This is a genomic window from Xanthomonas sp. WCS2018Noco2-27, assembly GCF_031843525.1.
Taxonomy (GTDB): domain Bacteria; phylum Pseudomonadota; class Gammaproteobacteria; order Xanthomonadales; family Xanthomonadaceae; genus Xanthomonas.
Window position 1 is genome coordinate 109,181 of record NZ_JAVTIK010000005.1, and the last position, 20,649, is coordinate 129,829.

Below are 20,649 nucleotides of genomic sequence, written 5' to 3' on the forward strand. Positions count from 1 at the left end.
GGTCCAGTCGGACGATGTTTTCTTCGACGTAAGATAGCTCAGACCTTGGGGATCAACCATGCAACGCTCAATACTTGTAGCCGAGGGTCTTGCACGGCGTCAGGATAACTTTCTTTGGTTGCGCATAGTTGCCGCTATCCTTGTCATCTACGGTCATAGCTTCCATATTGCGCCCAATGGGGCCGCGAAAGAGGTATTTGTCTCGATGGGTTGGCAAATATACAGTGGAGACATTGCGGTCAACATGTTCTTTGTAATAAGCGGGTTCATGATTGCTGGCAGTTTTGTCCGGCAACCAGACCTATGGGAGTTTATGAAAGCGCGTGTGCTGCGTGTCTTTCCCGCTTTTTTTGTGTGTCTCATGATTTTGGCATTCATCGTAGGGCCGCTGGCATCGTCTCTACCACTGGGCTCGTACTTTAAGTCCAGTGAGGCATTTTCGTATGTATATCGAAACCTAGCATTTTCTTCGGCAATGCAGTTCACGCTGCCTGGTGTGTTCGAGAGCGGAGCCGTGAATGTGGTGAACGGTAGTCTCTGGACGTTGCCGGCCGAGTTTAGGATGTATGTCTTTGTGGCGATAATTGGTTCGCTAGGCATATTGGCGCAGCGCTGGGCGCTACTAGGATTCATCTCGGCGCTGATGTTAGTAGGCGTGGTTGCTCCGTGGGGCTTGCCATTACATCCTGACTGGGTCCGGCTCTCGGGTTACTTTGCTAGCGGTGTCTTGATCTTCGCATTTAGGGACAAGCTGAGCGTCAGTACGGCGGGCATGGTGGCGATCGCTTTTACCACTTACCTATGTCGTGGTCTCGACGTTTATCTTTACATGTTCGCTTTTGCTCTTTGTTACTTCTGCTTTTGGTGTGCTTATGCTTTTCGCCTGCCTTCCATTGATGGGTGGGGAGACCCTTCGTACGCTATCTATTTATGGGGATGGCCGATCCAGCAGATGTTCGTCAGATTGTTTCCTGGCGAGACATCTACGGTGAATTTCTTCCTTTCAGCAGCAGTGGCGATCGGCGCTGGTTACCTTTCTTGGCATGTGATCGAGAAGCCGTGCCTCAAGTTAAAGCACGTTTTCTCCCGGAAATCCCCGGCTGTAGTGGAGTAAAAGTATTGAAAGCATCTGCACAGACGACCAAGCCCATGCTACTCGAGACGAAGGTCCAGCGGCCTGCCCCAATGTTCAATCGTGTCGTTCTGGCGGTAATTGCATTCATCTTTGCCCAGTGGTTCATCATGCCAGGCCTGCTAGCCCTGGATGTTCCGAGTCATTCTGACCTGTGGCGCTACTACGTCGTAGCACATGAGATGTCGTGGCAGGTTGCTATTAGCAGCCCAAGGCCTTTGATGCTGCTCGCTTTGTTAGCTCTTCAGGGCGTGCATAATGCGCATACTTTCTTTGTGCTCCTCAACGTCCCCGCAATCCTTTTCGCTTGCCTTCTAATGCGGTCAGCAGAGGGTTTAATGCGGCGAACGTTGCTCGCCTGGCAGGCCTTTGCGGTGTTCCTGGTCGTCTTCGGCACCGCTGCTTTTTACGAACTCAATCCGCTCGACTATGGCGGCATGCTTGCTGGTGCGATTCTCGCACTGCAACTTGGTTGGCTGGTCCGCGAACGTGACAATAGCGTGGCACTCGACGGTTGGGCATTCGTACGTATGGCGTCAATCGCAGCGCTTCTGGGATACCTTTCTTTCGAAACCAAACCCACTTTTGCAGCGCTGATCCCCGTGGCGCCACTAGTATTGGTCCGAAAATACGGGTATCGCAAGACGCTTTACCTTTGTGCCGCTTGTGTGGCTGTCATCGTTGCTTCGGTGGTGAAAGATATTGTGCTCAAATCGCCTTTCATCCAGCTAGGCGGTGCACCCAGTCCCTATAAAGTGGGTCTTGGCCCGCTAAGCTTCATGAAGGCGCTGGTGTTTTATACGAGTGAAATCCTGCCAGGTCCGCTTGTTCCTATCGCACTCTTCGGTTTGTGGCGTGCGTGGTGCGTCGATCGTTACATTTTTGCCATAGCCATCGTTGCACCGGTTCTGGCGGTAGTGCCAATGTGCGCGATCCCTGACCGTCTACTGCCCATGTACGGTTGGTATGGGACAGTTGTGCTAGCAGCTGTGCTCGCGCCAATCTTAGCGGGGCAGCGAAGAAAGGGCGGCAGCTGGATCATCGTGTTGCTGACGGTACTTGCGCTTGGGGCAGGGATTGCTGGCATCGAGCGAAATAACATCGTGCCCCAGTGGGTGAAAGCCAACCATGAGTTCAACACCCATGCATTTGCCGGGTTAGAGGCACTGCAAGGGCGTGTCTTGCCTGGTGAACGTATCCTTGTCGCCGGGCCGTTGATGCCATTCAGCCCGTTTCAAAGCGATAACTTCATCAGGCTCACTTCAGAGGTCGCATTCACGTGGGCAGTTAGTTTCCCTGTGTCGTCGGCGGCGCTCGTTGCGATGTCGAATGACTCAAAAGTGCACATACCGTTCTCTTCTTTGGATTACACAGCTTTTGATCGCGTTGCAGTCTTTGATGCGAGGGGGGATCTCATTGAACTTGAGCCCGCCACCGAATTTGGGGTAATGACAGTGCACGAGGCCGCGGCACGCATGTATTGCCACGACGAATTGCAGTTGGCTGATGAAGGTGCGCGCGTAATCGGGGTGATGCAGTGTCTTTCCCGCCAGGGCGAAGCGGCGGCTGCCGAGAGTTTTGGTGCACAGTTTGCTGCGGTAGGTAGGACGAACCAATGGGTCTGGTACGAGCGCGGTAAGGCGAGCGAAGCGCTCGGACATACTGCCATGGCCTATGAGGCCTATCAACGCGCGGCCGCCTTGGAGGATGCACCGGTGTTCCGTGACGCGGCCAAACGCGTCGCCCCAAGAAAATAATGAAAACTATGTCCTATTCGGATCTTGCGGACTGGCAATGGTCACGAGTTTTTGTGGCTTTCGCACTGGCTACCATCGTCGTCGTCGCGTTCCAATTCGCGGAGATCCGTTTCGGTTTGAATATTTGGGACGAAGGATTTCTATGGTATGGCGTGCAGCGAATTTGGGCAGGCGAAGTTCCCATCCGCGATTTCATGGCGTATGACCCAGCACGTTATTACTGGGTTGCTTGGTTGACCTCGCTATGGGGTGGTCGAGGCATTCTCGATATCCGCGTCGCCGTGCTTGTTTTTCAGATCGCGGGGCTCGGGTTTGGCTTGCTTCTGCTGCAAAACAATACAAATCGTCGCGATCCAGTGCTGCTCATTATCGCGTCCGTCGTATTGTGTTCGTGGATGTTTCCCCGGCATAAGCTGTTCGACATCGCGATTTCTATGTTCACTACGGCACTGCTTGCCTGGTGGATCGAAAAACCAAATGCACGCCGTTCATTATTGCTAGGTTGCTGCACAGGTGTCATCGCTTGTTTTGGCCGCAACCATGGTGTTTACGCCGTGGCGGCGACGGTCCTGGCTTTCGCATGGACATGGGTAGCCTCGGGCAGAGCTCCCCGTGTTGCCCATCTTTGCGCATGGGTCGCCGGTATTGCAGCGGGGTTTCTTCCGATTATTTTCGCCTGCCTTTTTATTGAAGGCTTTGCCGGCGCCTTCTGGCGAAGTATCCTGTTCCTGATCGATCTAAAGGGCACAAACCTACCGTTGCCCATTCCTTGGCCGTGGTCAGGGCCTTTCTCAGTGGATACCTGGGGTAACTTACGCCAGGTCTTTATTGGCTTTTGCTTCGCCGGTCTGATTGCGTATCCGGTGGTTGCTGGTTTTTACTTGTGGAGGCAACTACGCCAGCGTATCCGTGTGAACGTTGCCGTGGTGGCAACAGTGTGCACAGCGGTGCCATATGCGCATTACGCATTCTCGCGTGCCGACGTCGGCCATCTTGCGCAAGGTATCTTTCCCATGCTTATGGGGCTTTTTCTATTATTAAGTTCCGGCCGGAGAATTTTGTGTTGGACTTCCGGCGTCTTCGTACTCATGGCGACAGCGTGTGTAACTCTGCCGTCCCATCCGCGGTTCAGATGTATGCAGTCAGGGGATTGTGAAACAAGGGTCGTGGATGGACAGAGGCTCGTACTCGACAGTCCCACTTTTTCGGATGTCGATTTGATTAACCGAATGGTGAGTCGGTACGCGCCTGATGGTCGTGCCTTTGTTGCGACGCCCTATTGGCCGGGTGCATATGCAATGGAACAAAGGCGCTCGCCTCTGTGGGAAATATATGCAACTACAGGGCGTAACGATTCCTTCCAGCAGGAGGAGGTGGAACGGCTAAAAGCAGCTAATCCTGGATTTGCGATCGTACTCGACTTCCCACTTGATAGCCGAGAAGAACTTCGCTACAGCAAAACCCACCCATTGACTCTGGCTTACATTGAGGCGCATTTCGAACGGCTGCCATCATCCAATCCCTATTACCTTGTTTTCAAGGCAAAGGACTAATACCTCATTCTGAGGTCGCTCGGGAGCCGAAAACGAAACGCGAGAGCAAGAATGTCAGTGGAATGGTTACCAGTATTGCCATTAGGGGGGCGAGGGCGACTGGAAAGCCGAGATGCTCCACCCACGCAAACACCACAGCCAAGCTCACTAGGTACTGAGCAAGGTAGATAAGCGGAAACATTATCAGCGAGCGCCAGCCGCGGTGTGTCTGGAAGACAAAGAGGCGATTAATGAAGAAGGCGATGACGATGCCGAATGCGTACGCAATAGTGTAAGCCACTTTGTAAGAAGTGGCTTGGAGTAGCGCGAGGTAGGTAATGTAAGTGACAGCGGTGTTTAGGCCTCCCGAAATGAGGAACCGAACAAAGCTAGATGTCCTTACCAGTTTCCTCGCCTGTTGCAGCACATGCATGCTCATGCGTGGTTCGCGCGAACCTGTTCGATGAAGGTGCCGTACTCGCGAATGTAATCCGCCGAATCGTAAAAGTGCGATGCGAACACGAGCAACACCGCGTCCTCGGAATACTTATACTGTATACCCCATGTCATAGGCGGCAAATATAGACCGAGGTTTGGCTTGTCGAGCACGAATTGCTCGCGCTGTTCGCCATCGTCGGCAACTACGTGCACCGAGCCCTTAATCGCGATAAGGAACTGATGGCAGGCCAAGTGAGCGTGCTCACCGCGGGTTTCTGCTGTGGGCACGTCGTAAACCAAGAAATAGCGCTTTGGCGTGAATGGGATATCCTTTTCGAACTCTCCCACGGACAGGCTGCCACGCATGTCGGCAATCGCGTTGAACGTATGAAGTTTTACGCCACGCACACATGATGGCTGGACAACCGGCGTTGTAGCTTGCGGCTGCAGTTTCTCAATTGCAACGGTACCAGCGTTGGCGTAGCCCACTATCTTGGCTGGGTTGCCGACCACAATGGCATTGGGAGGGACTGAGCGCGTGACGACTGCACCCGCGCCGACCATTGCGTTCCGTCCTATGCGCACCCCTGGAAGGATCGTGGCGTTGGCGCCGATTGATGCGCCCATCTCGACTACTGTGCGCAGGAAAGTCTCGGGATAGACTTTGCTTCGTGGGCGGAGATCGTTGGTGAACGTTGCGTTGGGACCGACGAAGACATTATTTTCGAGAGTGACACCGTCCCAGAGCTGGACGCCGCATTTGACAGTCACGTTGTCGCCGACAACAACGTCATTCTCGATGAAGACCCCGTCGCAGATGTTGCAGGCGGCGCCTAAGCGAGCACCAGGCAGTACATGGGCAAACGCCCAGATTCGGGTGCCATCGCCGATTGTGGTCGACTCGCAGAGTCCTTTGTCATGGACATAGAAATTCATTGTTTTTTTCCAGGGAAATCAAGTTGCAGAGATACAATGTTGAGGGGGCGCTGCTTTGTATTTTCGTAAGCGCGCCACGCGTAGTTGCCAACGATGCCGATACCCAAGGTATTGAGGGCCCCAAAGAAGAGTATCGCCAGCATGGACATCGTGTAACCAGGCACTTCATAGCTTCCAGCAAAGCGGGCAATTAGTACCGCTAAACTCAGAAGTAGTGCGACGCCTAGCCCAAGCACTCCAGCACCCATCAGGATTCGCACTGGCAGGTCGGAAAAAGCAAAGACACTGTCGAGGAGATAGGTGACTTTCTTCTTCAACGTCCATGCGCTCTTGCCATGTTCGCGTTCCATACGGGAGTAGTCGATAAACTCGCGGCGACCACCTAGCCAGAACAATAATCCGAGTAAGCTGCTATTAGCTTCACTAAGTGCAACAAGACGGTCGCGGAATGGCGCCGTCAATGCAAACACGTCCACCCCGCCGCGCGGGACTTCGGGCTGTACAAGACGACGATAGGCTCCCCAAAAGATTGTAGAGGCAAACTTGCTGAGGCCGGGGTCTGCACGTCCGACACGCTTGCCGAAAACGACATCGAGCGGTTTGGTCGAAAGTGCAGCGAAGAACTCGCGCATGAGCGATGGCGGCTCCTGCAAGTCGGCGGCCATGACGCCAATGTAGTCGCCCTTCGACTCGGCTAGGCCACAACGGATGGCTGCGAACGCACCGAAATTGCGTGACAACAGCACCAAACGCGCCTGAAAAGTCGCCGCGTGAAGGCCTTGCTCTAATCGAGCAAAGCTGGCATCCGGACTTCCGTCGACAACAAAGATGACTTCCAGCGGTGCGTCCAAGTCGCTAGCTAATGCATCCAGCGCGTTCAGTAGTGCCGGAATTGATCCTTCGTTCTTGTAGACGGGGATCACGACCGAGTAGCGGGGCTTCACCACGAGTTACAAGCCTCGATCACTCGGGTTACCTCTGCATCCGTAAGCTCAGGGAAGCAGGGCAGCGTGACTACGCGCGAGCACGAATAGTCGGTGGCTTTGAGCGCGATGCCGTCGAAGCGGGCAGCGAACAAAGGCTGGCGATAATCGGGCGTCGGGTAATGCACTTCGCTGTTCACGCTGGCATCGGCAAGCTGCTTCTGCAATCCCGCACGATCGTTGGTATGCACAACATAAAGGTGGGCAACGAAATCAACCCCGCTAACGGGCGGCACAACAATATTCGCGTGTTTGATTTCACGCGAGTAGCGGTTGGCGATGTCGCGGCGGCGCGCATTCCAGCCATCAAGCAGCGGCAGCATCACGCGCAGAAACGCGGCCTGGATCTCATCGAGACGGCTGTTGCGCCCCCCTTGTAGTTCATTGCGGTACTTCGCCGCCCAGCCGTATTGGCGAAGTTTGCGGAGTGTTTCTGCGACAGCAGGGTCGTTGGTGGTAACAGCGCCACCGTCGCCCAGGGCGCCGAGATTCTTGGTCGGGTAAAAACTAAAGCTAGCCGCCTTGCCGAAGGTGCCGGCTTTGCGGCCCTGAGCATCACTAGCGCCATGCGCCTGTGCACAATCTTCGAAGATCGTGAAGCCGTACTGATCCGCAAGTGCAGCGAAAGCAGCCATGTCGGCTAGCTTGCCGTACAGGTGAGTAACGATGACGACGTCGATCTTGCCTAGGGCGAGCTCAGCTTCAAGCGCGGCTGGCGCCATGGTGCAGGTGACAGGGTCGATATCTATGAACACTGGCTCGGCTGCACAAGCAAGCACAGCAGTGGTGCCGTACATCGCGGCATTAGCGACCACTGCAACACGCTTGCCTTCACTAACGTTCAAGCTGCGCAGGCCGAGTTCAAGAGCCTCAGTACCGTTTGCCACACTGATGCAATCGTCAGCACCGCACCATTGCGCAAATTCCTCCTCAAAGGCCTTCACATTCGGACCAAGCACGTAGTAACCGCTCCTGATAGCTTTAACGGCCACCTCCTCGAGCTGTGCGGCAATTGGGCCAATGTGGCGGTCAAGAGCGTTGACTGGAACTGGCGTCGTCATGGAAATCCTGAAGTATTGAAATATGGCAGCCGGCAAGCTGTCCAAAATGGAGCGCTAGCTTAGTGCAGATTCGAGTTCGGGCAGAAGCGTAAACAAATCTCCCACCAACCCAATATCCGCAATCTCAAAAATCGGCGACTCCGGATCCTTGTTGATCGCCACGATGGTGCCAGCGTCCTTGATGCCGGTCAGATGCTGGATGGCGCCGCTGATGCCGATCGCAACGTACAGTTCCGGCGCGATGATCTTGCCGGTCTGGCCGACCTGCAGCTCGTTGGGGACGTAGCCGGCATCGACTGCCGCACGCGAGGCACCAACGGCGGCGCCGAGTTTGTCGGCCAAGCTGTAGATATGCTTGAAGTTCTCTGCCGAGCCGACGCCGCGACCACCGGACACCACACGCTTGGCGCTCTGCAGGTCGGGGCGGTCGGAATTGCCTGCTGCCAGGTCGATGAAGCGAGTGTGGGTCGGCAGTGCGACCTCGATGCTAACGGACTCGACTGCTGCGCTGCCGCCGCTAGCCGCTTCCGGCCACGAGGCGCTACGTACGGTCGCCACGACGATCTGGTCGGCCGGAGCCTTCACCGTAATGATGGCGTTGCCTGCGTAGATCGGGCGCTTGAAGGTGTGGGCATCTTCGGCGGTCATCAGGTCGGAGATCTGGTTCACGCCCAGCAGCGCGGCCACGACCGGCATCAGGTCCTTGCCGAAGGTGGTGGAGGGACCGAAGACATGGGTGTAACCCTGACCGGCCAGCTGCGCGATCTGGGGCCCAAGCACCTGAGCAAGCGCGTGTTCGTTGGCGGCGTTGGCCACGGTCAGCACGCGGGCGACACCGGCCAGCTGTGCGGCCTGGGCTGCAACGGCGGCCGGGTCGGCCGCCAGTACGACCACGTCGATCGACTCGGCCGATACCGCCAGGGCGGCGCTCAGGGTCTTGGCGGTGGCCGCATTGAGCTGGCCGTTGAGGTGTTCGGCGACGACAAGAATCTTGGCCATTACAACAACCCCTTCTGCTTGAGTGCGGCCACCAGTTCGGCGGCGTCCTTGACCATCACGCCGCGGCTGCGCTTGGCCGGCGCCGCATAGTGGGTGGTGGTGAGACTGTCGTGCGCGTCTACGCCCAGGTCAGCGAATGCCAGGGTTTCCATCGGCTTGCTCTTGGCCTTCATGATGTCCGGCAGCTTGATGAAGCGCGGCTCGTTCAGGCGCAGATCGGTCGTGATCACCGCTGGCAGATCGACCTCCAGCGTTTCCAGGCCAGCATCGACCTCGCGCGTCACCGTGGCCTTGCCATCGGCGACCACCAGCTTGCCCGCGAAGGTCGCCTGCGGGCGGCCCCACAAGGTGGCCAGCATCTGGCCGGTCTGGTTGGCGTCGTCGTCGATGGCCTGCTTGCCCAGGATGACTAGATCGGGCTGCTCTTTTTCGACCAACTTCAGCAGTGCGCGCGCGGCGGTCAGCGGCTGGATGGCAGCATCGGTCACCACATGGATGGCGCGGTTTGCACCCATCGCCAAGCCGTTGCGCAGATGTGCGGCAGCATCGGCTGGCGCCAGGGTGGCGACCACCACCTCGGTGGCGATGCCGGCATCGCGCAGGCGCAATGCTTCTTCCAGGGCGATTTCGTCGAACGGGTTGGGCGAAAGCTTGACGCCGTCGGTCACCACGCCGGAGCCATCCGGCTTGACCTGAATGCGGACGTTGTAGTCCACCACGCGCTTGTAGGCGACGAGGATTTTCATCGTGTACGAGATCCTTCAGCTATTGCGGGAAGGCCCGGCCGCGGCGGCAGGCTCGGGAGTGCGCCCATTCTAACCGGGGAGCATCCACCATGCGATGGCGTATGGATGTTGCGGTGCGTCAGTGGGGCCATGGGGAGTCGCTCGCGCTTAAGTCCGATAATGCCGGGACCGTATATCCTGTGTGGTTTGAGAACGCAGCGCGTTTGGCGCGCGACCAGGAGGGGTAGACAGTGGCGACTTGGCTAGTAACAGGCGGTGCCGGCTTCATCGGCGGCAATTTTGTTCTTGAGGCGGTCTCCCGCGGAATTCGCGTGGTCAATCTGGACGCGCTGACCTATGCAGGAAATCTGAACACGTTGGCGTCGCTGGAGGGTAACGCTGACCACGTGTTCGTCGAGGGCGATATCGGCGACGGAGCGCTGGTCACCCGACTGCTGCAAGAACACCAGCCCGACGCCGTACTGAACTTCGCAGCCGAAAGCCATGTGGACCGCTCGATCGAAGGCCCGGGCGCCTTCATCCAGACCAATGTGGTCGGCACCCTGGCGTTGCTCGAGGCCGTTCGCGACTACTGGAAGGCATTGCCGGACGCGCGCCGTGACGCGTTCCGTTTTCTGCACGTGTCCACCGACGAGGTCTACGGCACGCTCGGAGAGACCGGCAAGTTCACCGAAACCACGCCCTACGCGCCTAATTCGCCGTACTCGGCTTCCAAGGCAGCGTCGGATCACCTGGTGCGTGCGTTCCACCACACCTACGGGCTACCGGTCCTGACCACCAATTGCTCGAACAATTACGGTCCGTACCACTTCCCCGAAAAACTCATTCCGTTGGTCATCGCCAAGGCACTGGCAGGCGAGCCGTTGCCGGTCTACGGCGATGGCAAGCAGGTGCGCGACTGGCTGTTCGTCAGCGATCACTGCGAGGCGATCCGCACCGTGTTGGCAAAGGGCAAGCTCGGCGAGACCTACAACGTGGGCGGCAATTCCGAGCGCCAGAATATTGAGGTCGTGCAGGCGATCTGCGCGCTGCTGGATCAACATCGTCCGCGCGAAGACGGCAAGCCGCGTGCGAGCCAAATCACCTACGTCACTGATCGGCCAGGGCATGACCGTCGCTATGCGATCGATGCCTCCAAGTTGAAGAACGACCTGGGGTGGGAGCCTGCGTATACCTTCGAGCAAGGGATTGCGCAGACGATCGAGTGGTACCTGACCAATCAGGCGTGGGTACAGGGTGTATTGGACGGAAGCTATCGCCTGGAACGCATCGGCGCGACGGCATAACACTCCATCTTCAGTGTCCGCAAAGATGTGCGGACCTCCCAAGGAAGCTCTCATGACACAACGCAAAGGCATCATTCTGGCGGGTGGATCCGGCACGCGCCTGTATCCAATCACCAAGGGCGTCAGCAAGCAGTTGCTGCCGGTGTATGACAAGCCGATGATCTATTACCCGCTCAGTGTTCTGATGCTGGCGGGCATCCGGGATATCCTGATCATCAATACACCGCATGAGCAGGCGTTGTTTCAGTCGCTGTTGGGCGATGGCTCGCAGTGGGGCGTCAATATCCAATATGCCGTGCAACCGAGTCCTGATGGACTGGCGCAGGCGTATCTGATCGGTCGCGATTTCGTCGATGGCAAGCCGAGCTGCCTGGTATTGGGCGACAATATTTTTCATGGTCATGGGCTGACCGAGACCCTGCGCCGCGCCGATGCGCGTGAGCAGGGGGCAACCGTCTTCGGTTACTGGGTCAATGACCCGGAGCGCTACGGCGTTGCCGAATTCGATCAGCAGGGCAAGGTTATCGACATTGCCGAAAAGCCGGAAAAACCCCGCTCCAACTACGCGGTCACGGGTCTGTATTTCTACGATGGCAAGGCTAGCGACTACGCTGCGGCGCTGAAGCCATCGCCACGCGGTGAGCTGGAGATTACCGATCTCAATCGCTGCTATCTCGATGCGGGCGACCTGCACCTGGAGCCATTGGGACGCGGCTACGCCTGGCTGGATACTGGAACGCATCAGTCGCTTCATGAAGCTGCAAATTTCATCGAAACGATCCAGATGCGACAGGGCTTGCAGGTGTGCTGCCCAGAAGAAATCGCCTTCGGGCAGGGTTGGATCGATGCCGAGCAGCTGGAGCGCCTAGCAGCGCCGTTGTCGAAGAATGGGTACGGTCAATACCTGCATGCGCTGGCGTTGCGGGGAGTTGTTCCATGAAAGTGATTGAAACCAAGCTGTCTGGCTGCGTGGTGATCGAGCCGGCAGTGTTTGGCGATGAACGCGGCTACTTTTTCGAAACCTGGAACGCAGAACGCTTTGGTCAACAGGGCTTGCCGACACGATTCGTGCAAAGCAACGTGTCGACTTCGGCCAAAGGCGTGTTGCGCGGCTTGCACTACCAATGGCCGCGGCCGCAGGGCAAGCTGGTTAGCGTGCTCGAAGGCGAGGTTTACGACGTGGCTGTTGACGTACGTCATGGATCGCCCACCTTCGGCCAGTGGGCGGCAGTGGTATTGAGCGCAGAAAACAAGAAGCAACTCTGGATTCCGGAAGGCTTTGCGCACGGCTTTGCGGTGCTGTCGGAGCGTGCGGTCTTCAGCTATCTGTGCACTGACGTCTACGTCAAGGAAGCCGATGCAGGTGTGCGGTGGGACGACGCGGCAATCGGGATCGACTGGCCGATTAGCGATCCGGTGCTCTCCGCCAAGGATGCAGTTGCGCCGTTCCTGGCCGATATGCCGGTCGAGCGCCTGCCGGTGTTTTCGCCGTGACCACCTTGGTCTTCGGCGCAAATGGGCAGGTCGGCACCGAATTGTTGCGCACACTTGCAGCCGATGGTGCGGTGACCGCGACGACACGCAGTGGTCAATTGCCTGATGGTAGCGCCTGCGAAATCGCGGATTTCGACGCGCCGGATACGTTGACCAGTTTGCTGGATCGCCTCCATCCGACAGCTGTCGTCAATGCCGCCGCCTACACCGCGGTGGATCGTGCCGAGCAAGACCGCGACAGCGCCATGCGTGCAAATGCGCAGTCTCCAGGTGTCATCGCGCAGTGGTGTGCCGTGCACGACGTGCCATTTGTGCATTACTCCACCGATTACGTCTTCGACGGGCAAGGCACTGCGCCCTATCGCGAAGAGTCGCAAACTTCGCCGCTGGGTGTGTATGGCGAAACCAAGCTCGCTGGTGAGCAGGCGATCCGCGCGTCAGGCGCTCAGCATCTGATCCTGCGGACTGCCTGGGTGTACGCCTCGCATGGCGCCAACTTCCTGCGCACGATGTTGCGCGTGGGTGCAGAGCGCGATGAGCTGCGCGTGGTTGCCGACCAGATCGGTACGCCAACGCCGGCTGCATTGATTGCCGATGTCACCGCGCAGCTGCTGCGTCAACGCAGTCCCGGCACATCGGGCACCTGGCACCTGACTGCTGCCGGCCAGACCAGCTGGCACGGGTTTGCCGAGGCCATCTTCGAGGAAGCCGTCGCGGCGGGTTTGCTGGCGCGCGTGCCGCGTGTCGTGCCCATCACCACAGCGGACTACCCGACGCCAGCAAAGCGGCCTGCATACTCGCGGTTATCGATCGACAAGCTGCAGAGCGATTTCGGCATCGTGTTGCCGCAGTGGCAGGTCGGTTTGCAGCAGGTGATTGCCGAGTTGGCTGCGGCCAAACGCTGATTGCAGCGGCCAGGTGGCGGTAATACTGCGCACCAGATTCACAAAGAAAAACAGCCGGGAATCCCGGCTGTTTTTCTAAAGCAGATCCTGCAGGCGACCGATCAGGCGCGCCCGTAGGTATCTTCGAAACGTACGATGTCGTCTTCGCCCAGATAACTGCCGGACTGCACTTCGATCAATTCCAGCGGCAGCTTGCCCGGATTGCGCAGGCGGTGGGTAACACCCAGCGGGATGTAAGTACTTTGGTTTTCGGTCAGCAGCAGGACCTCGTCGCCACGGGTGACTTCGGCGGTACCGCTCACCACGATCCAGTGTTCGGCGCGATGGTGGTGCATCTGCAAGCTCAGCACTGCACCGGGTTTGACGGTGATGCGCTTGACTTGGTGACGCTGGCCCATGTCGATCGAATCGTAGGCGCCCCACGGACGATAGACCTTGCGGTGCCAGGTGGCTTCGGACCGGCCATCGGCCTTGATGCGGCCAACCACGTCCTTGACCTCCTGAATACGATCGCGGTGACCGACCAGCACGGCGTCCGGCGTCTCGACGACGACCACGTCTTCCAGGCCGACCATGGCGATCAGACGCGAGCCATAGGCATAGGTATTGCGGCAGTCCACCTGGATCACGTCGCCATGATGCGCATTGCCGTGGGCGTCCTGCTCGGACACGTCCAGCAGCGACGACCACGAACCGACATCGTTCCAGCCAGCATCCAGCGGGACGACGACCGCATCGGCGGTCTTTTCCATCACCGCGTAGTCGATCGAATCCGACGGGCTGGCCGCGAATGCGTCCTTGTCCAGGCGGGTGAAGTCGGCATCGCGCTTACCGTTTTCCCAGGCTTTCTGGCAGGCATCGGCAATGGCCGGGTGGAACTTGCGCAGTTCTTCCAGGTAACGCGAGGCACGGAACAGGAACATGCCGCTGTTCCAGTAGTACTCGCCGCTGGCGAGGTAACCCTGCGCGGTGGCCAGGTCGGGCTTCTCGACGAAACGCTCAACGGCAGTGGCACCGGTACCGCTACCGGCCTTGATATAGCCGTAGCCGGTCTCGGGCGCTGTCGGCTTGATGCCGAAGGTCACCAGCTTGCCTTGCTCGGCCGCAGCAGCAGCTGCCGTCACCGCGGCCTGAAACGCGGCTTCATTCTGAATCACATGATCGGACGGAAGGACCAGCAGCAGCGGGTCGGCCCCGTCGCGCATGGCTTCCAGGGCCGCGACCGCGATCGCCGGTGCGGTATTCCGTCCCTTGGGCTCCAGCAGAATCGCGGACGGCTTTACGCCGAGTTGCTGCAGCTGCTCGGCAGCCATGAAGCGATGTTCTTCGTTGGCAACTACGATTGGCGCATGGCCTGCGACCGGAGCCGAGCGCAGCCAGGTGGCCTGCAGCATGCTCTTGTCGCCGACCAGCGGCAGGAACTGCTTGGGATAGGATTCGCGCGACAGCGGCCACAGGCGCGTGCCGGAACCGCCAGACAAAATGATGGGTAGGACGTCGCTCATGGGCGGGGGAAACTCCAAAGTGCGTCTATAGGTGGGAGAGGATGATGAATCAACCGCGTAGCAAGTCTGAAATCTCTTGCGTGCGGCTTTCCAGCAGTGCGGCGTCGCCGCGCGTTTCCACGTTCAGCCGCAGCAGCGGCTCGGTGTTGGAGCTGCGCAGGTTGAAGCGCCACTGGCCGAAATCCGCACTGATGCCGTCGGTGTAGTCCAGTTCGGGCGACAGGTCGGCGTAGTGCTCCATCACGCGGGCGACCGACGCCTTGGCATCGGCGACCTTGAAGTTGATTTCGCCGCTGCACGGGAACTTCTGCATGCGTGATTCGACCAGATCGGCCAGTGAACGACCGGACTGCGACACCAGCTCGGCGATCAACAGCCACGGAATCATTCCGGAATCGGCGTAGGCAAACTCGCGAAAGTAATGGTGCGCACTCATCTCGCCGCCATACACGGCGTTTTCGCTGCGCATTTTTTCCTTGATGAAGGCATGGCCGCTCTTGCACAGCACCGGAATGCCGCCGGCTTCTTCGACCTGCTCGACCGTGTTCCAGGTCAGGCGCGGGTCGTGCACGACTTTGCCGCCCGGCTGCTTGGCCAAAATGGCCTGCGCCAGCAAACCGACCAGGTAATAGCCTTCGATGAAGCGGCCGGTGTGATCGAAGAAGAAGCAGCGGTCGAAATCGCCATCCCACGCGATGCCGAAATCTGCGCCGTGTTCCTTGACCGCCTTGGCGGTGGCGGCGCGGTTTTCCGGCAGCAGCGGGTTGGGAATGCCGTTGGGGAAGTTGCCATCCGGCTCATGGAACACGCGCACGAATTCGAACGGCAGGTGCGGTGCAAGCAGATCCACGATCAGGCCCGCGCCGCCGTTGCCTGCATTGACCACCAGCTTGAGCGGCTTGAGCGTGCTGCGGTCGACGTAGCTGAGCAGGTGCTCCAGATAGGCGGTCTTGTCGGTGCGGCTCTGCTCGCTTGCGGTAGGCTCGCCGGCTGCAGCGGTATCGGCAGCGACTGTGTCGCGGATCGCGAACAGGCCGGTATCGGAGCTGATCGGCCGTGCTTGCTCGCGCACCAGCTTCATGCCGTTGTAGTCCATCGGATTGTGGCTGGCGGTGACCATCACGCCGCCGGCGGCCTTGAGGTAATCGGTCTGGAAATAGACCTCCTCGGTGCCGCACAGGCCGATGTCGATCACCTCGCGGCCGCTGGCGCGCAGGCCTGCCGACAGCGCTTCCTGCAAGGCCGGGCTGGCCAGACGCACATCGTGGCCCAGGACCACAGGCCCTTGATCCAGCTGCGCCGCCAGTGCCACGCCGATCCGACGGGCCAAGTCCTCGTTGAGTTCATCCGGCACGCGGCCGCGAATATCGTAGGCCTTGAAGGCGGGTAGCGTCATGGGCAATTCCTGAAGTGGGGGACACCCGAGTTTAGCGGGTGCGCCGTGTCTTGGGTGTGGCGGAATTGCGACCGGGGACAGGGAACAGTCAGCGGATAGAATGGCCGTTTCACATCAGCGAGGTGAGGGCGGTGATGCGCAGCAATGAAGAGGGTAAGGCAGGCGGTAAACGCTATGCCGATGCAACGACGGCGCTGGATGGCGTGTTGGCCGATGGCCAGACGCTGGCGGTGGGCGGCTTTGGTTTGTGCGGAATTCCCGAAGCCCTGATCGCTGCCGTACGCGACAGCGGGGTCGGCGGATTGACGGTGATTTCCAATAACGCCGGCGTCGATGGATTCGGGCTTGGTCAACTATTGGCCACCCGGCAGATCCGCAAGATGATTTCGTCCTACGTGGGCGAAAACAAGGAATTCGAGCGCCAATATCTGGCTGGCGAGCTCGAGCTTGAGTTCAATCCGCAAGGCACCCTGGCCGAGCGATTGCGTGCAGGTGGTGCGGGAATTCCCGCGTTCTACACCGCCACCGGCTACGGCACCATCGTGGCCGAGGGCAAGGAGACCCGCGAATTCGACGGCAAGCACTACGTGCTGGAAACCGCGCTGCATGCCGATGTTGCGCTGGTCAAGGCGTGGCGCGCCGATACCGCCGGCAACCTGGTGTTTCGCAAGACCGCGCGCAATTTCAATCCGGCCTGCGCCATGGCCGGTCGCATCTGCATTGCCGAGGTCGAAGAGATCGTGGCGCTTGGCAGCATTGATCCGGACCACGTGCATCTGCCGGGCATCTACGTCGACCGACTGGTGCTCAACACGGCGCCGGAAAAACGCATCGAACAGCGCACCGTGCGCGAAGGACAGCAGTAATGGCCTGGACCAGAGATCAGATGGCCGCACGCGCGGCGCGCGAATTGACCGACGGCGCCTACGTCAACTTGGGGATCGGCCTGCCGACGCTGGTGGCCAATCACATCCCCGACGGCGTGGACGTGTGGTTGCAATCGGAAAACGGCCTGCTCGGCATCGGCCCGTTCCCCACCGAAGATGAAGTGGACGCGGACCTGATCAATGCCGGCAAGCAGACGGTGACTGCGCGTGCCGGTGCCAGTTACTTCGGCAGCCATGACTCGTTCGCGATGATCCGCGGCGGCCATATCGATCTGGCGATTCTCGGCGCGATGCAGGTCACCGACCGCGGCGATCTGGCCAACTGGATGGTGCCCGGCAAGATGGTCAAGGGCATGGGCGGCGCGATGGACCTGGTGGCCGGCGTCAAGCGCGTGGTGGTGCTGATGGAGCACGTGGCCAAGGATGGCAGCCACAAGATCCTGCCGGCGTGCGACCTGCCATTGACCGGCGTGGGCGTGGTCGATCGCATCATCACCGACCTGGCCGTGTTCGATGTCACCGCCGACGGATTGGTCTTGGTGGAGGCGGCCGATGGGGTGGAGCTGGAAGAGTTGCGCGCCAAGACTGGCGTGGAGTTCAAAGCCGCATAAACAATCAGGGGCCGATATGGCCCCTGATTTCTACAGGTTCTGGTAATTCGGCCCCGAACCACCCTCCGGGGTGACCCAGGTGATGATCTCGTAGGGGTCCTTGATGTCGCAGGTCTTGCAGTGCACGCAATTGGCGGCGTTGATCTGCAGGCGCTTGCCGCTGGGGCTGGCGGTGTCTGCGACCATTTCGTAGACGTTGGCCGGGCAGAAGCGGGTGCAGGGGTTGTCGTACTCTTCCACGCAGCGGGTGGCGCAGACATCGGTGTCCAGGACCTTCAGATGCACCGGTTGGTCTTCGTCGTGTTCGGTGGCGGCGAAGTAGACCGCCTGCAGGCGGTCGCGCGGTGCCAGTTCGCGGTTGATGTAGTCGCGCTTGGGTTGCTCGTACTCGCCGATCTTGTGCAGCGCCGACCAGTCCGCCTTGTTCTTCAGGGTCCAGGGCGAGGCGCCCTTGAGTGCGGTTTCCCAGGCGGCATTGAGCAGGCCGAACCACAGGCCTTTCTTGAAGCCGGGTTTGATATTGCGGACTTCCTTCAGCTCTGCCATCGCGTCCGAGGCGCGCAGTTTTGCATCGAAGCCCTGCGGGGCCAGCTGCGATTGCACCAGGTGTTCGGCGGCGAGCATGCCGCTGCGAATCGCCTGATGGGTGCCCTTGATCTTGGGCACGTTAAGCAAGCCGGCGGTGTCGCCGATCAGCAGCGCACCGGGCATTTCGACTTTGGGTAGCGACTGCCAACCGCCGGTGACGATGGCGCGCGCGCCGGCCGACAGGACGCTGCCGCCTTCCAGCAACGACTTGATCAACGTGTGGTTTTTCCATTGCTGGAAGGCTTCCCACGGCTGGTACTTCGGGTCGCTGTAGTCCAGCCCGCTGACGTAGCCAAGCGCGATCTGGTTGTTGTCCAGGTGATACAGAAAGCTGCCGCCGTAGGTGCGGTTGTCCGCGGGCCAGCCGATGGTGTGCACGATCCTGCCGGGCGTGACGCGGCCTTCGGGCACCTGCCACAGCTCCTTGATGCCGATGGAATAGCCCTGCGGGTCGCTGTCTGCGGTGAGGTCGAAGCGCTTGAGCAGGCGCTTGGTCAGATGCCCGCGCGCGCCTTCGGCCAGCACGGTGACCTTGGCGCGGATATCGATGCCGGCGGTGTAGCCGGGCTTGTGCGAGCCATCCTTGGCCACGCCCATGTCGCCGATGCGCACGCCCACCACCTGGCCGCTGTCGTCGTGCAGCGTTTCGGCGGCGGCAAAGCCGGGGTAGATTTCCACGCCCAGCGCTTCGGCCTGCGGAGCGAGCCAGGCGCACATCGCGCCCAGGCTGACGATGAAGTTGCCGTGGTTACGCATGCCCGGCGGTACCACCGGGAACTTGCGCGCGCTGTCCTTGCCGAGGAACCAGAACTCGTCGTCGGTGGCGGCCACGCAGATCGGCGGCGGGTTATCGCGCCAGCCGGGCAGCAACGCGTCCAACGGGCCGGGTTCGATCACCGCGCCGGAGAGGATATGCGCGCCGATGGTGCTGGATTTTTCGATCACGCACACACTCAACTCTGGGTTGAGCTGCTTGAGCCGGATCGCGAACGATAGCCCGGCCGGACCGGCACCGACGGTGACGACGTCGTATTCCATGACGTCGCGCTCGACCGTCTCTGACGCTTGCGCGCCGATTCCCGCTTCCGACATTGCTCCGCTCCCGTTGGCTCGATGGCTGGGGCGTATTTTCCGGGATTGCATGTGATGGCGGCAAATCGCGTTGATTCATCCGCGTCTGCGGGCGTGCTCCGGCGCGCGCATGCTAGCGTTTGCGCATGAAACTGCGCGTTGCATTGCCGGGAGCTCAGATCCATTGGTGTCGTGGCTGGTTGCAGGCCGCGCAGGCCGATGGGCTGATGCAGGCGTTGCTGGAACAGGTGCAGTGGGAGGTGCATCGCATCCGCATGTTCGGGCGGGTGGTGGATTCGCCGCGTCTGAGCAGCTGGATCGGTGATGCCGATGCCAGTTATCGCTACTCGGGCACGCAGTTTGCGCCGCAGCCGTGGCTGGAGGCGCTGCAGCCCGTGCGCGCCCGTCTGCAGCATGAAACCGGTTGCCCGTTCAACAGCGTGCTGGTCAATCGCTACCGCAGCGGAGCCGATGCGATGGGCTGGCATAGCGACGACGAGCCGGAGCTGGGCGCGCAACCGGTGATCGCATCGCTCAGCCTGGGGGCTGCGCGACGGTTCGCCTTCAAGCATCGCGACGATGCGGCATTGAAGCAGACGCTGGAACTCGGCCACGGCGATCTGTTGTTGATGGCCGGCGAGACCCAGCAGCACTACAAACATGCGTTGCCGCGCACTGCGCGCCCGGTGGGGGAGCGCATCAATTTGACCTTTCGGCAGATTGCGGTGCGCGTGTTCCGGCGATAGGAGCGGCTACCAAAACGTAACGAGCGCTCGCCTGGCGATGCGCGTAGGTCTTTTTGTCAGCCTTATCGTGGTGGATGCAGCCAGAAGTGCGGGTCAGACGCTGAGTTGGTCGAGTGCGCGGTGCCCTCACCGCTCGCGGGACACGCCGTGAATCCGTCCATGGAGGCTCGGTGGCGGCATCCATGCCGCCACACGGTCCCGCGAGCGGCGAGGACACCGCACCAGATCGTTTGCTGGTGTTTTTGCTGAAGAACGAAACCACCGCGTCGTGCGGTTTGCTGGTTGTTGTGCTGAAACTTTGCGCACCGACCATCGTGACTGGTCTTTGCCCGCTCACCGTCGCGGGACCCTTGGCGGCATGGATGCCGCGTAAGCGCGGACAAGGACGTACTTGCAGCGTGTCCCGCGATGGTGGGCGGGCAAGGGCCTTGCAGCCAACCCGCAGATTAGCCGCCTTGCGGCAGCCAACAGGCGGGCGCGGCCGGTGCTAGGAGTCGGTATGTCCCACTCGTAAACTCCGGTTCCACGCATTGTCCGCACCCACCTATCGACTGCTCACTAGGTGTTGTCAGCAGC

General features: G+C 59.7%; 19 protein-coding genes and 1 other RNA gene. 11 read left to right on the top strand and 9 right to left on the bottom strand.

Features of this window, described 5'->3' with window-relative positions; genetic code table 11:
- Window positions 1-58 precede the first annotated feature (58 nt).
- The 3 genes from RQH86_RS10930 to RQH86_RS10940 all read left to right on the top strand — a co-directional run bounded on the left by RQH86_RS10930 (window position 59) and on the right by RQH86_RS10940 (window position 4,442).
- Complete coding sequence (locus RQH86_RS10930; RefSeq protein ID WP_311238786.1) at window positions 59-1,114, top strand: acyltransferase; 1,056 nt, start codon at window positions 59-61, stop codon at window positions 1,112-1,114.
- Between the two features lie 71 nt (window positions 1,115-1,185).
- Entirely contained in the window at window positions 1,186-2,889 is a 1,704-nt protein-coding gene (locus tag RQH86_RS10935; RefSeq protein ID WP_153066282.1) for a hypothetical protein, read from the top strand.
- Complete coding sequence (locus RQH86_RS10940) at window positions 2,889-4,442, top strand: hypothetical protein (RefSeq protein WP_153066281.1); 1,554 nt, start codon at window positions 2,889-2,891, stop codon at window positions 4,440-4,442. Before RQH86_RS10935 ends, RQH86_RS10940 begins: the two co-directional genes overlap by 1 nt.
- A 4-nt stretch (window positions 4,443-4,446) precedes the next feature.
- On the opposite strand, the gene RQH86_RS10945 is transcribed toward RQH86_RS10940, so the two are convergent.
- From RQH86_RS10945 to RQH86_RS10970, 6 genes are read right to left on the bottom strand one after another with little or no spacing between them, the layout of a single operon-like run.
- Complete coding sequence (locus tag RQH86_RS10945) at window positions 4,447-4,860, bottom strand: GtrA family protein (RefSeq protein WP_311238785.1); 414 nt, start codon at window positions 4,858-4,860, stop codon at window positions 4,447-4,449.
- Window positions 4,857-5,795 (bottom strand): WxcM-like domain-containing protein, encoded by a 939-nt coding sequence (locus RQH86_RS10950; protein ID WP_311238784.1) that lies wholly within the window; start codon window positions 5,793-5,795, stop codon window positions 4,857-4,859. Before RQH86_RS10950 ends, RQH86_RS10945 begins: the two co-directional genes overlap by 4 nt.
- Window positions 5,792-6,742 (bottom strand): glycosyltransferase family 2 protein, encoded by a 951-nt coding sequence (locus RQH86_RS10955; RefSeq protein ID WP_115528931.1) that lies wholly within the window; start codon window positions 6,740-6,742, stop codon window positions 5,792-5,794. The genes RQH86_RS10950 and RQH86_RS10955 overlap by 4 nt, the downstream gene beginning before the upstream one ends.
- The gene (locus tag RQH86_RS10960) at window positions 6,736-7,839 is read right to left on the bottom strand and encodes a DegT/DnrJ/EryC1/StrS family aminotransferase (protein WP_311238783.1); all 1,104 of its coding nucleotides are present in this window, start codon (window positions 7,837-7,839) and stop codon (window positions 6,736-6,738) included. The genes RQH86_RS10955 and RQH86_RS10960 overlap by 7 nt, the downstream gene beginning before the upstream one ends.
- A 54-nt stretch (window positions 7,840-7,893) precedes the next feature.
- Window positions 7,894-8,838 carry an electron transfer flavoprotein subunit alpha/FixB family protein gene (locus RQH86_RS10965; protein ID WP_311238782.1) on the bottom strand — a complete coding sequence of 315 codons (945 nt, stop codon included), beginning with the start codon at window positions 8,836-8,838 and terminating at the stop codon, window positions 7,894-7,896.
- Window positions 8,838-9,584 (bottom strand): electron transfer flavoprotein subunit beta/FixA family protein, encoded by a 747-nt coding sequence (locus RQH86_RS10970; protein WP_104615412.1) that lies wholly within the window; start codon window positions 9,582-9,584, stop codon window positions 8,838-8,840. The genes RQH86_RS10965 and RQH86_RS10970 overlap by 1 nt, the downstream gene beginning before the upstream one ends.
- A 230-nt stretch (window positions 9,585-9,814) precedes the next feature.
- On the opposite strand from RQH86_RS10970, the gene rfbB reads away from it, so the two are divergent.
- Genes rfbB through rfbD form a run of 4 tightly spaced genes read left to right on the top strand, consistent with a single transcriptional unit; the run spans window position 9,815 to window position 13,269 of the window.
- A complete protein-coding gene (gene rfbB / locus RQH86_RS10975) occupies window positions 9,815-10,870 on the top strand; it encodes a dTDP-glucose 4,6-dehydratase (RefSeq protein ID WP_115528929.1) in 1,056 nt (351 codons plus the stop codon).
- Between the two features lie 52 nt (window positions 10,871-10,922).
- Window positions 10,923-11,810 (top strand): glucose-1-phosphate thymidylyltransferase RfbA, encoded by an 888-nt coding sequence (gene rfbA, locus RQH86_RS10980; protein WP_115528928.1) that lies wholly within the window; start codon window positions 10,923-10,925, stop codon window positions 11,808-11,810.
- A complete protein-coding gene (gene rfbC, locus RQH86_RS10985; RefSeq protein ID WP_115528927.1) occupies window positions 11,807-12,364 on the top strand; it encodes a dTDP-4-dehydrorhamnose 3,5-epimerase in 558 nt (185 codons plus the stop codon). Before rfbA ends, rfbC begins: the two co-directional genes overlap by 4 nt.
- Entirely contained in the window at window positions 12,361-13,269 is a 909-nt protein-coding gene (rfbD, locus tag RQH86_RS10990; RefSeq protein ID WP_311238781.1) for a dTDP-4-dehydrorhamnose reductase, read from the top strand. The genes rfbC and rfbD overlap by 4 nt, the downstream gene beginning before the upstream one ends.
- Window positions 13,270-13,370: 101 nt before the next feature.
- Here the strand turns inward: rfbD and RQH86_RS10995 are convergent, their stop codons facing one another.
- On the bottom strand, window positions 13,371-14,774 hold the full coding sequence (locus RQH86_RS10995; protein ID WP_115562895.1) for a mannose-1-phosphate guanylyltransferase/mannose-6-phosphate isomerase: 1,404 nt from the start codon (window positions 14,772-14,774) through the stop codon (window positions 13,371-13,373).
- 49 nt (window positions 14,775-14,823) lie between these two features.
- A complete protein-coding gene (locus tag RQH86_RS11000; protein ID WP_115554616.1) occupies window positions 14,824-16,170 on the bottom strand; it encodes a phosphomannomutase in 1,347 nt (448 codons plus the stop codon).
- A 134-nt stretch (window positions 16,171-16,304) separates the two neighbouring features.
- Between RQH86_RS11000 and RQH86_RS11005 the strand changes: the two genes are divergently transcribed.
- Together RQH86_RS11005 and RQH86_RS11010 are read left to right on the top strand one after the other, a co-directional pair.
- A complete protein-coding gene (locus RQH86_RS11005; RefSeq protein ID WP_311238780.1) occupies window positions 16,305-17,036 on the top strand; it encodes a CoA transferase subunit A in 732 nt (243 codons plus the stop codon).
- Entirely contained in the window at window positions 17,036-17,668 is a 633-nt protein-coding gene (locus RQH86_RS11010) for a CoA transferase subunit B (RefSeq protein ID WP_115528924.1), read from the top strand. The genes RQH86_RS11005 and RQH86_RS11010 overlap by 1 nt, the downstream gene beginning before the upstream one ends.
- Window positions 17,669-17,698: 30 nt before the next feature.
- Here RQH86_RS11010 and RQH86_RS11015 read toward each other — a convergent pair whose 3' ends face one another.
- A complete protein-coding gene (locus RQH86_RS11015) occupies window positions 17,699-19,348 on the bottom strand; it encodes an electron transfer flavoprotein-ubiquinone oxidoreductase (protein ID WP_311238779.1) in 1,650 nt (549 codons plus the stop codon).
- A gap of 125 nt (window positions 19,349-19,473) precedes the next feature.
- On the opposite strand from RQH86_RS11015, the gene RQH86_RS11020 reads away from it, so the two are divergent.
- Both RQH86_RS11020 and RQH86_RS11025 read left to right on the top strand, forming a co-directional pair.
- Entirely contained in the window at window positions 19,474-20,073 is a 600-nt protein-coding gene (locus RQH86_RS11020; RefSeq protein ID WP_311238778.1) for an alpha-ketoglutarate-dependent dioxygenase AlkB, read from the top strand.
- Window positions 20,074-20,572: 499 nt separating this feature from the next.
- A non-coding RNA gene (locus tag RQH86_RS11025) (sX9 sRNA) lies at window positions 20,573-20,647 on the top strand.
- Window positions 20,648-20,649: the final 2 nt, after the last annotated feature.

Coding starts and splice junctions, on each gene's coding strand:
- RQH86_RS10930 (WP_311238786.1), top strand. CDS start 59: ATGCAACGCTCAATACTTGTAGCCGAGGGTCTTGCACGGCGTCAGGAT.
- RQH86_RS10935 (WP_153066282.1), top strand. CDS start 1,186: ATGTTCAATCGTGTCGTTCTGGCGGTAATTGCATTCATCTTTGCCCAG.
- RQH86_RS10940 (WP_153066281.1), top strand. CDS start 2,889: ATGAAAACTATGTCCTATTCGGATCTTGCGGACTGGCAATGGTCACGA.
- RQH86_RS10945 (WP_311238785.1), bottom strand. CDS start 4,860: ATGAGCATGCATGTGCTGCAACAGGCGAGGAAACTGGTAAGGACATCT.
- RQH86_RS10950 (WP_311238784.1), bottom strand. CDS start 5,795: ATGAATTTCTATGTCCATGACAAAGGACTCTGCGAGTCGACCACAATC.
- RQH86_RS10960 (WP_311238783.1), bottom strand. CDS start 7,839: ATGACGACGCCAGTTCCAGTCAACGCTCTTGACCGCCACATTGGCCCA.
- RQH86_RS10965 (WP_311238782.1), bottom strand. CDS start 8,838: ATGGCCAAGATTCTTGTCGTCGCCGAACACCTCAACGGCCAGCTCAAT.
- RQH86_RS10970 (WP_104615412.1), bottom strand. CDS start 9,584: ATGAAAATCCTCGTCGCCTACAAGCGCGTGGTGGACTACAACGTCCGC.
- rfbA (WP_115528928.1), top strand. CDS start 10,923: ATGACACAACGCAAAGGCATCATTCTGGCGGGTGGATCCGGCACGCGC.
- rfbC (WP_115528927.1), top strand. CDS start 11,807: ATGAAAGTGATTGAAACCAAGCTGTCTGGCTGCGTGGTGATCGAGCCG.
- RQH86_RS10995 (WP_115562895.1), bottom strand. CDS start 14,774: ATGAGCGACGTCCTACCCATCATTTTGTCTGGCGGTTCCGGCACGCGC.
- RQH86_RS11000 (WP_115554616.1), bottom strand. CDS start 16,170: ATGACGCTACCCGCCTTCAAGGCCTACGATATTCGCGGCCGCGTGCCG.
- RQH86_RS11005 (WP_311238780.1), top strand. CDS start 16,305: ATGCGCAGCAATGAAGAGGGTAAGGCAGGCGGTAAACGCTATGCCGAT.
- RQH86_RS11010 (WP_115528924.1), top strand. CDS start 17,036: ATGGCCTGGACCAGAGATCAGATGGCCGCACGCGCGGCGCGCGAATTG.
- RQH86_RS11015 (WP_311238779.1), bottom strand. CDS start 19,348: ATGTCGGAAGCGGGAATCGGCGCGCAAGCGTCAGAGACGGTCGAGCGC.
- RQH86_RS11020 (WP_311238778.1), top strand. CDS start 19,474: ATGAAACTGCGCGTTGCATTGCCGGGAGCTCAGATCCATTGGTGTCGT.